This window comes from Radiobacillus sp. PE A8.2 (assembly GCF_045635475.1).
In the GTDB taxonomy this organism is placed as follows: Bacteria; Bacillota; Bacilli; order Bacillales; family Amphibacillaceae; genus JBJGXI01.
Genome location: NZ_JBJGXI010000081.1, coordinates 1 through 11,887, shown reverse-complemented (window position 1 = coordinate 11,887; position 11,887 = coordinate 1). Strand labels below are relative to the sequence as shown.

Genomic DNA, 11,887 nt, shown 5'->3' with positions numbered 1-11,887 from the left:
TGAAAAAACTTCATTTTTAACAGACAAAGACTTTTTCAGTGGCCTTGCGCGAACGCGCGAGGAGGCTCACTAGCCCCCCTAAGGTGCGCGAAGTGGATTTCCGGAGCCGGTGCAAGTACTCTCCAAGTTACTACTCATATTAGCTATATGTCGCAATAAAAACACTCTTCTAGAAAATAGCCTTTTAATTTTATAATTCATTTTTTATAGAACAACAGCTAATCTCCGTTTAACTGATCGATTTTACTTGCTCATAAACAACTTCTCTTATCTCGCTTATATTTAATAGTGGATAGTAAATTTTAGTATCAAAATTTCTAAGATTATATGATTGTAATGGGGAATCGTAAATTAGAATTGTCTTTTTTACATTAGATTGTTCTACAGGGCTTTGTAGTTCATTGTTAAATGAGGCATCAACTAACAAAATGTCAACTTTTCTATTCTTATCTACATCTTCAATAGAATCCGAATATATTACATTTAAGTAACCCTCTTTACGTATTACTTCACCAAATAAGTAAGCAGTTGGAAGATCTGAATGCAAAACAAGAAAATTAATATCCTTCATAACACCCCTCCTATCCCCTTATCTGTATTTTCCCTTTAGAATCATCTATTAATCTACTGTTCAACCCCTTATTCGCACTCGTGAGTCACTCATAATCACTTTTCAATATTGTTCATTTCAAATTACTTCATCAACTTCTTCATATTCAACACAACGATATGAGGATTAGACGTAATGAAATTATGAAACAAAAGGTGAACTCAAGGTTCACCTTTTCGTGTTTCACTCTATTTATTTTTTGGTTATTCAAATAAATTCATGATGTATTGTTTGACTTCATTTATTCTTTGTTTGCTTACAAATGCTGGTTTTTCATACTGATCAAAGTAAATCAGAAATGTATTTCCCGAAGGAGTTATGTAGGATATATGATTTACATTTATAATATAGGGACGGTGTGTCTGGATAAATATACGATCCAGAAGTTTATCCTCCATATTTTCTAATGATTCACCAGATTCAATGATCTTTTCAGATGTATGAATTAAAGTTTTTCTACCAGACCTTTCTACAAATAAAATATCTTTTATTTTCACAAAAAATACTGCTCCTCTATACGACACCGCCAATTTTTTAACTTGTTCCCGATCACTGTAATTAGTTATAAAATGAAATGATTTCTCTAAAGCTACTAGTAGTCTATCTTCCTTAAAAGGCCGCAAAATAAAATCAAGCGCAGAAAGTTCAAATGCACTGATTGCACATTGATCAGTATTTGAAACTATTATGAAATGAATATCATTTGTTAACGATTTAATTTTTAGAACAGATGTTAGCACACCTGGCACCTTCGTGTCTGCAAAAATTAAATTTGGTTTGTGCTTTATAATGTAATTAACAAGTTCTTCACCGTTCGAACAAATATATACGACTTTAAAATTGGGATGTACTTCAATAGTTTCAGACAGAGAACTTATTTCATCAACATTATCTTCAGCAATTACTACTGTTAATATTCTGTTCATAACCAACCACCTTTTTACCCGTTCGTAAGATGAAGTATTAAAGTGTATTTCTGTAAATGTCACCTTTGATTACATTTCAAGTATAGTGTTTGTTTTTTAATTTATAAATTCGTATTTCTGTTATATAAGCAGTAATAATTAGGTTTCAATCATATCCATCTACTTACAATAGAAACTTTTAGTGTACTATTTTCATTGAAATAGATTAATATATCACTATTTACCCTTAATATTTACCCATCAACCCTATTTCTTAACAAATATTTACTTTATATGATCAACATAAACAAACAGGGTGAGTCTCTATTTGACTCACCCTGCTTATCTAACGTCGGTGTTGTACGAGGTCAATTACGCCTAATGTCACGTGCGCTATACCGAATCCGAAAACGGTATTTGCTACCATTTTATTTGATTTTCCTGCTTGCTTCATTGCATAACCTGTAGCGGTCACGGCAGTACCTAATGCGGTTGGAATTAAGCCTTCACGGATATCCATCGTAATTTCCCTCCACAATCAAGTTAGTTGGTGTTGTACACCAAGCTTATATTTTCCTTAACTACATTAAATATACCGGGCATTTATATTTGCTAACCATAAGCACCTTATCTTATTGTATAATTATAATAGCTTGTCTGGAAATTAGCCCCTAAACATATTGACAGACAATCAAAAATGCGTTATAAAAATTATGGAATTAGCACTCAAACCAAATAAGTGCTAAACGATCGACAAAATGGAGGGAGACAACAACATGGCCAAAAAGCAATTTAAAGCAGAATCAAAAAGACTGTTGGAAATGATGATTAATTCGATTTACACACACAAAGAGATTTTTTTAAGAGAACTGCTTTCCAATTCTAGTGATGCGATTGACAAAATTTACTACAAGGCATTAACGGACGATTCTATTACGTTTGATCAAAGCAACTACTACATAAAGATCGATGCCGACAAACAAGCCAGAACACTAACGATTACGGATACTGGTATTGGAATGACGAAAGAAGAACTGGAAACTAACTTAGGAACAATCGCTAAGAGTGGTTCATTAGCATTTAAAAGTGAAAATGAAATGAAAGATGGCCAAGAAATCATCGGTCAATTTGGTGTCGGTTTTTACGCAGCATTTATGGTAGCTGATGTTGTTACGGTAATATCCAAAGCATTAGGTAGTGAAGAAGCTTATCAGTGGGAATCAAAAGGTGCAGATGGCTACTCCATTAAAACGTGTGATAAAAACGAAATCGGTACAAAGATCATCCTTAATATTAAAGAAAATACAGAAGATGATTCTTATGATGAGTATTTAGAAACAAATCGCTTAAAGAGTATTATAAAAAAATATTCAGATTTCATACGCTATCCTATTAAAATGGATGTTACAGAATCACAGCTTAAAGAAGGTTCAGATAACGAATACGAAGATGTTATTGAAGAACAGACTATTAACAGCATGGTACCAATCTGGAGAAAAAATAAAAATGAACTTACAGATGAAGATTATGAAAACTTTTATCAAGAAAAGCATTATGGATATGACAAACCTTTAAAGCATGTGCATATTAAAGTGGACGGCACGATCCGTTACCATGCTATATTATTTATCCCAGAGCAAATGCCTTATGACTATTATTCCAAGGAGTTTGAAAAAGGGTTAGAGCTTTATTCTAATGGTGTTCTTATTATGGAAAAGTGCTCTGACTTATTGCCAGATTATTTCAGCTTTGTTAAAGGAATGGTTGACTCTGAGGACTTATCACTCAATATTTCTCGGGAAATGTTGCAACAAACACGTCAATTAAAAGTAATTGCAAAAAATCTAGAAAAGAAAATTAAAAGCAATTTACAAACAATGATTAAAGATGATCGAGAAGGATATGAAAAGTTTTATCAAGCTTTTGGCAGACAATTGAAATATGGCGTCTACAGTGATTTTGGTACACATAAAGAAACGTTACAGGATTTACTTATGTTCTATTCTTCTAAAGAGAAAAAGCTAGTCACCCTTGATGAATATGTGTCCAGAATGCCTGAAGATCAAAAATATATCTATTATGCAACCGGAGAAAACAACGATAGAATAGAAAGATTACCACAAACAGAAGTTGTTGCAGATAAAGGCTTTGAAATTCTTTACTTCACGGACGAGGTAGATGAATTCGCGATTAAAATGTTACAGGCTTATAAAGAAAAGGAATTCAAATCGGTTTCTAGTGGTGATCTAGGAATTGAGGAAGATGACAAGGAACAATCAGAATCAGAGGAAAAAGATAACAAAGAATTATTTGAGCACATGAAAAATGCTTTAGCTGGTAAAGTAAAGGATGTAAAAATATCAAAGCGTCTTAAATCACATCCCGTCTGCTTATCAACTGATGGTGAGATATCGATTGAAATGGAAAAAATTCTAAAATCGATGCCAGATAGCCAAAATATCCAGGCAGGCAAAATATTGGAAATCAATTCAAATCATGATGTATTCCAATCGTTAAAAGCTGCCTTCGACAATGACAAGACAAAACTAAATTTATATACTAATTTGTTGTACAATCAAGCCCTGCTTATTGAAGGATTACCGATTCAAGATCCAACTGAATTCACAAATGACATGTGTAAAATCATGGTATAACTATAAAGCTCCCTCTTCTTTGAAGAGGGAGCTTTGTTATATCTAAGACCCATGGCCCGAGTACAAGCTTGTTCTAATCCACCTTAAGTTGTTCAATATGCTTCGTACAGTTTAACAAAGAACACGACCAATTGTTTTGCTCTTTTACAAGAATAGTATATGCCGTATTACCAAATCCCTGGTCAAAGGTCTCATCTTTCAAGAGTACTCTGATTAACTGATTAATGGTTGCTCCATGACTAACAAATAAAACGCGCTGTTCCGGAAAACGGGCACAAATATCTTCCACACATGCTTTACTCCTCGCTTGTGCTTCTTCATTACTCTCAATATTATGGTCTAACTCTTTCCATGCAGTTCCCCACGTATCGATCCGCTCTTCTTCCGTCATGCCTTCTAATCGCCCAAAGGAAATTTCCCGTAACCTTTTATCAGTTACTAGCGGAATATCAAGTGCACTTGAGACTGCATACGCCGTATCATAGGCACGCGACAAGTCACTCGATACAACAACATCCCAGAGCTCTCCTTTTAGGCGTTCTGCGAGCGCTGCAGCTTGATTCCTACCATCTTCATTTAATGGTATGTCTGTTTGCCCTTGTGCTCTTCGTTGTACATTCCAATCAGTCACACCGTGTCTTACTAATCCTATTGTAGTCATTTCATTTTCCCCTTATAACTTTTTTGTATTTTTCTATCTTAATACAAAAAGCTACACAGGGGAACAATGTGCTCTCAAAAAAGAAATATTTATGATAACAACTTGTCCAATTAAACAAATGAGATAAGGAGCAAGTTCGGCCCCTTATAATTAAATAAAATTTTAAATTAGCCAACGAATGCTGTACCAACGATAATTAAAAGGATGAACAGCACTACGATTAATGCGAAACCGTTTTGCATTGTCATCAACACCTCCCTAGCGTCAATAGTTATCATATGGAGCTGTTCAAAATCTGGGTAGGCAAGTGCCTATTGTTTGGCAAAACTGGGCTCAGTTTTAGTATAAACCTTCAAGACACTTTAGAATTGAAATAAAATCCGACGCAGCGCTCGTGATTTCCGCTCACGCGCCTAGCTATACCAACAGCAAAGGAACAAATCGGATTGAGCGGCCATATAAGCGCTTATTTCGCTTGAATTTTTAATTTTGATGATTTGACGGCCATCACAGCACTTATTTACCTAAATCAACTCGTTGAAACAACAAATTCACCTAAATAAGTGCGCTGGTGGCCGCACAATTCTAATCATGCTTCATTTGTCACAGTTAAGCGCAGTGTTGGCCGTCATCAACTCATCGACCGCAGTACATGCCTCCTCTACAGCGCCTGTTTAGCACTACGCCGGAGTTTAGCTAATTAGCGTAATAACACCAGCCTTTTAGAACACTTCCTTGTTTATGTAAAAAAGAGAAGAAATCCCTTTTACAAGAGACCTCTTCCCTATTATTATCTATCCAGCTATCCCTGATTAAGAATATATTGGTGGTTGAAATTCGTTCGTATCACTTGCTTCATTGGCTTGATTTGCTTGTTGTCCCATACTTGAAATAAAAGGAGCAAATTGAGCAGCTGTTTTACCCATACTTTTACCTTTTGTCATACTGTAATATGCGGCTGCTCCAATCCCAACAGAAGCGAGCATCGGTACCCATGCACGTTGTTTTGCCATCGGATATTCACCCCCTATAGTAACTTTCGATGTTAATTTATCCTTGTACGCAAGAATTAACCTAGTCACATATTGGGAGTTAGTCCGTTATTTAAAACCATTTAATTTGGGTAAACTATTGTTGTTGGCATTACTTGAGCAATTGCTTGCTGGTGTTCGTCCATTTGTTGAGTAGTCATCCACAGTTGGATTTTGCCAGCGTCACTTCTACTGCGAATTAATCTTCCAACACCTTGCCTGAGTCGAAGTAACATAAATGGAATATCGACATCATTCATCGGGTGATCGGCATGTTTTCGTTTTGCTTGAAACACAGGGTCAAGTGCCGGGAATGGTAAGGAAGCAATGATTACTTGTGTTAATGCTTTTCCTGGAACATCTAATCCTTCCCATAGATTATAGGAACAAAGCACTGCATTTTCGACTGTTTGGAATTGTCTCACTAACGTGCTAATTTCTTTATCTCCCTCATAATACAAATCAAAATTCCATTCCTGCTTTTCTGCCCAAAGACGGTAACGATTCATTTCTTCTTTTGAAGCAAATAATAGTAATGATCCACCGTTGTTGGAATTCAAGGATTTTCCTATACCATTCCACTTATCTATCTCATTATCAGAAACTTTTGCTTGCAATTCCATTTGTTCTTCATAGTCAAATGGAGAATCAACATTAAACGAATCGAATTTCGATATTCCTAAGCTTTTTGCGATATAAGAAAAATCTCCCGCCTGAGCTAATGTAGCAGATGAAAAGATAAATGGAATTTTCTGAGAGAATACCTCTTCCTTCAAAATATCCTCTACTAGTCGAGGCATAATCACAAATGTGTATTGCCCCTCTGTTTCCTCTAGCCAAAAAATCCCTGAGTCTTCTTTTAAAAAGATAGTCAATCCATAATCAAAATGCTCGATATACTCTTCGATAATTTTGACATGATAAGCATCAATCGTAAACAACTCCGAATCAAAGACGAGCTGTTCTAACAAATCGCTTACTTTACTTTTTAACTTTTCTACAATGTCTTTCATTTGACCATTCACAACAACTTCCCTGCGGTTAGATCCTTCAATTGTAATAGAAGTATCCTTAAGCATCTTAAACCAATCATCATGCAAGTAAATGATCTCTTCGATAAGATAAAGTGTTTCTTCACGTACATCTTGACTACTATATCCAGTTAACGCATTGGTGAGATTATCTGGGTCAAATCGATACGTAAGTCCTTTTTGTGCAGCGAATTCTAGTAAATGCCCTTCATCAAACACAACACAACTTGCCTCAGGTAACAGTGGCATTTGACCTTCTCGTTTACGTGACTCCTTCGTCCATATATGTTCCATAAAAAAATCATGCGAACAGATAATCAGGTCAGAAGCATGTCGATAGTAATCCCTGTTTAACGTTTGACCGCTTCGGTGACGCCAATCACACGTTGCACATTGCTGCAAAGGATCCCAAGCAACCTTTTCCCATGTCTCATTATTCACCCATGGATATTCTTTTCGATCACCATAAGGGCTGAATGATTGCATCGAAGAAGACGTATCATAAACAAAATCAGGAATGGCATCATGGACACGCTCTATATCAGGATCGATCGTTTGCTGTACAATTTTGTCTAGTTTTCTTACACAAACATATTGTTCTCTGGCTTTTGCTAGTCTAACGTCTACCTTTAGACCTAGTGCTTTCTCTAACTTATCAATGTCCCCGCCTTCTTTAACCAATTGCTCAATTAATGTTTCATCAGCACACGAAATAATAGCGGGCTTTCTTGTGTATCGTGCATAACAAATTGCATAAATAAGATAAACAAATGTTTTTCCTGTCCCTACGCCTGCTTCAGCAAATACTATATCCTTGTTTTTAAAGGCTTGTTCGATTTGGTAGGCCATATATATTTGTTCATCACGCAGTTCATATCCTTTTTCGGGTAATATGTCATAAAACACATCTCCGATATAATCACCTAATTTATCAAAAAAGTTATCTGTCTTAGAAATTGTAAATGGCAGTGTGTTCCGTATCATGCTCGTACTCCTTCTTGTTCTTACAAATTAAAATGAAGCTAACGTATATCTTATCAGAAGTTACAGCGTTTCGTGTAAAAAATGTCTTATGATATGATTTATTAGCTTCTAGTTGGTTAGTCTCTTTTCAAGAAAATATTGCTCAAAACCCTGTGGATGGTCTTCCAATTTACCAACTACTTTAAAACCATGTTTTTTGTAAAATTCAGGTGCTTGAAAGCTAAATGTATCAAGAAATATTAATCGACAGCCTTTGTTTCTTGCTAATATTTCTATTTCGTTCAGCAAACTACTTCCATATCCTTGTTTTCGAACACGATCATCGACCCATAAAAAGTCAATATGTAGGTGATACCAAAACATCGTTCCTGTAACACCAGCTATAATTTTTTGATGGTCTTTAATGACCAACACTACCTGTTCATTAGGAGTTTTGATGTGATCCGGGATTTGTGTCATGTTATATTCGATTAATTTCTTTTTAATGTAAGAAGCATCTACTTCTGTACCTAGCTGTATGTCACTCATAGCTTCTCCTACCTTCTCTTACCTTTTCATATTGTTTCTTGGGACACCTGCTTCAATGTAACTCCTTATTAATCGCCAATCTCCATCTGTTTTCCTAAATGTTTGAAAGAATAAGTTAGCTGTTTCCACCGGTTTTCCATCTATATTAAGTGATGCCCAAATAACTGCCATTATTTCATCCTCACGCAAAGGAATGATTGCTTCCCGAGATAGTACTCATACCGCATCCTGTTCCTTTAATTGCGTAAATGCTTGCGTCCAGCCTTCAATCGATTCTTTATAACCAAAATCAACTATTTCTTTTCCCTTTATTACTTCTCTCGCTTGGTAGTTTTCAGATTCAACAGCAATTATTTCTTCAATGGAGAAGTTTTTCCAATTTTCTATGTAATCACTCAAGAATTTCTTAAATTCATTCATAATCATTCCCCTTACCACCATGAGAAAGGGCAAAAATTCTCATGAATTTTTGCCCTAATCACTATTTATTTCCAATTACACCGTTAAAAATTTCACACAAACCGGATCTGGAACAGTAATATCAGATTGAATTAAACTTAATTTTCCTGTTGTCTCGTCTCTAGCATATAATACTAAATTACTTGATTCTTGATTAGAAGCAACGACAAATTTTTCTGTAGGATCTAAGACGAAATCACGAGGCCAGTTACCTTCTGTATGTGTCCATTCTACAAAAGTTAGCTTACCAGTAGTTTCATCTACACTGTAAATCGCAATACTATCATGACCTCTATTACCTGCATATACAAATTTACCGTCCGAGCTAATGTGAATTGCACTACCTTGGCTATTTTCGGTAAAATCTTCTGGAAGCGTCGTAATATATTGTATTTCGCTGAAGCTACCATCCTCAGCATTATAGTTTAAGACGATTACTTCATTGCTAAGCTCCGTCATAATGTAGGCATAGGTACCATTTGGATGAAAAGTAATATGTCTTGGTCCGCTTCCTGCTTCTGTTTTTAGTGTCTGCACGCTAGTTAATTTTCCGTTATCAACCTGATAAGTGGTCACTGTGTCACTTCCCAAGTCAATCGCAATCACATATTTCTCATCAGGCGTAAAGCCAGCATAGTGCATATGTGGTTTATCTTGTCTTACGTGTGGACCAGATCCTGTATGTTCCATAGTAGAGATTGCTGGAAGCAATGACCCATCCTCGTTTGTCAGATAAGACTCTACCATTGTTGTATGATAATTTGCTGTTACAACATTGCTATTATCACTTTTCACGCTCACATGGCATGGTGCAGATCCTTCCGAGGATTCACTATTCAAGAATGATAATTCTCCCGTGTTCTCATTAACCGAAAAGGCAGCTACTCCACCTTTATCGCCTTCTTTTGCTACAGCATATAAAAAATTGTTATCATTACTTACTGTAACATATGTAGGGTTGTCCAATTCTGCTGCAACTTTAACATCACTAAGCTTTTGGGCCTCGGTATCAAGTGTAAAAGAATAAACACCTTTACTATCTCCTTTTGTATACGTACCAACATAACCGATCAATTTGCTCATCAACGTAAACTCCTTTTTGGGTAAAATTCGTTTCCGATTCATTATATCAAAAGTTTGTACGTTCTTCTACGAATCACTATCACTTCAAACGATGATACAGGTTGCACTTTTTTAAGGTAATAAATAATATAGAACACAGAAAAAATGTGCCATTGTCCCACCCAGGACAAAAAGGTGCCAAACTGCGTGATGATGTTTAAAAAGACGCCACATATAAAATACAGCACCTAATGTGTATAAGAGACCACCAAGCACTAACAGAAACAAACCATTTGGTGGTAAAAACTCAGTTAATGGCTTCCATGCAAAGACGATTAACCAGCCCATCACCACATATAAAGCCGTCGATGTGAATAAGTATTTCTTTACGAAAAATGCTTTAAATACAGTACCTGCTATCGCTAATCCCCAAACAATACCAAACAGCGTCCAGCCTAACCATCCTTTAACAGCGATGAATAAAAAGGGTGTGAAACTTCCCGCTATAAAGAAATAGATGGAAGAGTGGTCTAAAATTTCGAATACGTCCTTACCTTTTCCTTTTGGTAGGCTGTGAACTAGTGTTGAGGATGTGTATAAAAGAACCATCGTCGATCCAAAAAGTGTAAAACTAACAACATGCCAAACAGTTCCTTGAATCGAGGCGTAGACAATCAAAATGACTAATGCAGCTATACTTAATAATGCACCGATGCCGTGCGTAATAGAGTTGGATATCTCCTCACCTTTTGTGAAGACATGTGTATTGGCCAATGTTATCAATTCCTTTTTAAAATCTCTTATTACATTTTTACAATCGTTCTGCCACGTACATTTCCTGCTAAGATGTTCTCCAACACCTCTGGAAGATCTCCCAATGAAATTTCCGTCACGATTGCTTCGTTTATTTTATTTGCTTTAAGATCAGTGGCAAGTTGTTGCCATACCTTTTCACGTAAAGCCATCGGGCATTGGACAGAGTCGATTCCAAGCCAGTTGATTCCACGTCCGATGAAAGGGGCAACAGTAGTTGCTACCTCCATACCTCCTGTTAAGCCACTAGTAGCTACAGAACCGCCGTATTGTAGTGATTTTAATATATATTGTAGTGTTTTGCCTCCAACAGGATCTATCGCAGCTGCCCATTGTTCATCTGCAACCGGTGGTCCTCCTTGGTCGACAACGCTCGCTCTGTCTATGATGCGGCTAGCACCTAATTGTTTTAAGTAGTCATGTTGATCGGATTTTCCTGTACTAGCTACAACCTCATAACCACGAGAAGCTAATAAATGGACAGCAATACTTCCGACTCCGCCTGTTGCACCAGCAACAAGAACCGGCCCTTTTGAAGGATGTACCCCGTTGTCTTCTAGTCGTTGAACCGACAATCCAGAAGTAAATCCAGCAGTACCTAGTATCATCGCTTCTCGTAATGTAAGTCCATCAGGAAGTGGCACAACCCACTTTGCAGGAACACGAGCAATTTCACTGTAACCGCCATGATGACTTGTGCCCAGCTCATAGCTAGTAACAATAACAGCATCTCCTGCTTTAAACCGCTCGTCATCGGAATCGATCACAAAACCCGCAAGATCAATACCTGGTATCAAAGGGTATGATTCAACAAACATTTGCTGCATGGACACGATTCCATCTTTAAAGTTAACACTAGAATAGGCAACCTGGATGGTAACTTCTCCATCTGGAAGATCATCCATGGACAACTGACGTATTTCTGTAATTGGAGTTTCTTTCATTTTATCTAACACAAATGCATTAAATTGCTTCATTAAATTTCCACCTTTCAACTAGTGTACTTACTAATAATGTAATTTGTCTAATTGAACACTTACATATTGTAGCGTTGAAATGGTTTTCTAATCCGACACTTCCGTAAGTTCTAAATGAAACAAAGAGATTGAATTTTCATCAGAAAAATCACTTAAAGAGGTCGAATAGTTA

14 protein-coding genes are annotated in these 11,887 nt (G+C 36.4%); 1 reads left to right on the top strand and 13 read right to left on the bottom strand.

Features of this window, described 5'->3' with window-relative positions; all coding sequences use genetic code 11:
- Window positions 1-229 precede the first annotated feature (229 nt).
- From ACI6MV_RS24295 to ACI6MV_RS24285, 3 genes are all read right to left on the bottom strand, one after another.
- Entirely contained in the window at window positions 230-571 is a 342-nt protein-coding gene (locus tag ACI6MV_RS24295) for a hypothetical protein (protein ID WP_407272902.1), read from the bottom strand.
- Between the two features lie 242 nt (window positions 572-813).
- Window positions 814-1,536, bottom strand: coding sequence for a LytR/AlgR family response regulator transcription factor (locus ACI6MV_RS24290; protein ID WP_407272901.1), 723 nt, complete (start codon window positions 1,534-1,536; stop codon window positions 814-816).
- 325 nt (window positions 1,537-1,861) lie between these two features.
- On the bottom strand, window positions 1,862-2,035 hold the full coding sequence (locus tag ACI6MV_RS24285; RefSeq protein ID WP_407272900.1) for an asparagine synthase: 174 nt from the start codon (window positions 2,033-2,035) through the stop codon (window positions 1,862-1,864).
- A gap of 256 nt (window positions 2,036-2,291) precedes the next feature.
- On the opposite strand from ACI6MV_RS24285, the gene htpG reads away from it, so the two are divergent.
- Window positions 2,292-4,169, top strand: a complete 1,878-nt coding sequence (gene htpG / locus ACI6MV_RS24280) for a molecular chaperone HtpG (protein ID WP_407272899.1) — start codon at window positions 2,292-2,294, stop codon at window positions 4,167-4,169.
- A 73-nt stretch (window positions 4,170-4,242) separates the two neighbouring features.
- On the opposite strand, the gene ACI6MV_RS24275 is transcribed toward htpG, so the two are convergent.
- The 10 genes from ACI6MV_RS24275 to ACI6MV_RS24230 all read right to left on the bottom strand — a co-directional run bounded on the left by ACI6MV_RS24275 (window position 4,243) and on the right by ACI6MV_RS24230 (window position 11,715).
- Window positions 4,243-4,830, bottom strand: coding sequence for a histidine phosphatase family protein (locus tag ACI6MV_RS24275; RefSeq protein ID WP_407272898.1), 588 nt, complete (start codon window positions 4,828-4,830; stop codon window positions 4,243-4,245).
- Window positions 4,831-4,997: 167 nt separating this feature from the next.
- Complete coding sequence (locus ACI6MV_RS24270) at window positions 4,998-5,078, bottom strand: YjcZ family sporulation protein (protein WP_407272903.1); 81 nt, start codon at window positions 5,076-5,078, stop codon at window positions 4,998-5,000.
- Window positions 5,079-5,642: 564 nt separating this feature from the next.
- Window positions 5,643-5,843 carry a hypothetical protein gene (locus tag ACI6MV_RS24265; RefSeq protein ID WP_407272897.1) on the bottom strand — a complete coding sequence of 67 codons (201 nt, stop codon included), beginning with the start codon at window positions 5,841-5,843 and terminating at the stop codon, window positions 5,643-5,645.
- A 101-nt stretch (window positions 5,844-5,944) separates the two neighbouring features.
- A complete protein-coding gene (locus ACI6MV_RS24260; RefSeq protein WP_407272896.1) occupies window positions 5,945-7,876 on the bottom strand; it encodes an ATP-dependent DNA helicase in 1,932 nt (643 codons plus the stop codon).
- Between the two features lie 108 nt (window positions 7,877-7,984).
- Entirely contained in the window at window positions 7,985-8,404 is a 420-nt protein-coding gene (locus ACI6MV_RS24255; protein WP_407272895.1) for a GNAT family N-acetyltransferase, read from the bottom strand.
- 18 nt (window positions 8,405-8,422) lie between these two features.
- Window positions 8,423-8,575 carry a hypothetical protein gene (locus tag ACI6MV_RS24250; RefSeq protein ID WP_407272894.1) on the bottom strand — a complete coding sequence of 51 codons (153 nt, stop codon included), beginning with the start codon at window positions 8,573-8,575 and terminating at the stop codon, window positions 8,423-8,425.
- A gap of 45 nt (window positions 8,576-8,620) precedes the next feature.
- Entirely contained in the window at window positions 8,621-8,824 is a 204-nt protein-coding gene (locus ACI6MV_RS24245) for a hypothetical protein (RefSeq protein WP_407272893.1), read from the bottom strand.
- Between the two features lie 75 nt (window positions 8,825-8,899).
- Window positions 8,900-9,946, bottom strand: coding sequence for a lactonase family protein (locus ACI6MV_RS24240; protein ID WP_407272892.1), 1,047 nt, complete (start codon window positions 9,944-9,946; stop codon window positions 8,900-8,902).
- A gap of 111 nt (window positions 9,947-10,057) precedes the next feature.
- Window positions 10,058-10,699 carry a PAQR family membrane homeostasis protein TrhA gene (gene trhA, locus ACI6MV_RS24235; protein WP_407272891.1) on the bottom strand — a complete coding sequence of 214 codons (642 nt, stop codon included), beginning with the start codon at window positions 10,697-10,699 and terminating at the stop codon, window positions 10,058-10,060.
- 29 nt (window positions 10,700-10,728) lie between these two features.
- Entirely contained in the window at window positions 10,729-11,715 is a 987-nt protein-coding gene (locus ACI6MV_RS24230; RefSeq protein ID WP_407272890.1) for an acrylyl-CoA reductase family protein, read from the bottom strand.
- Window positions 11,716-11,887 lie beyond the last annotated feature (172 nt).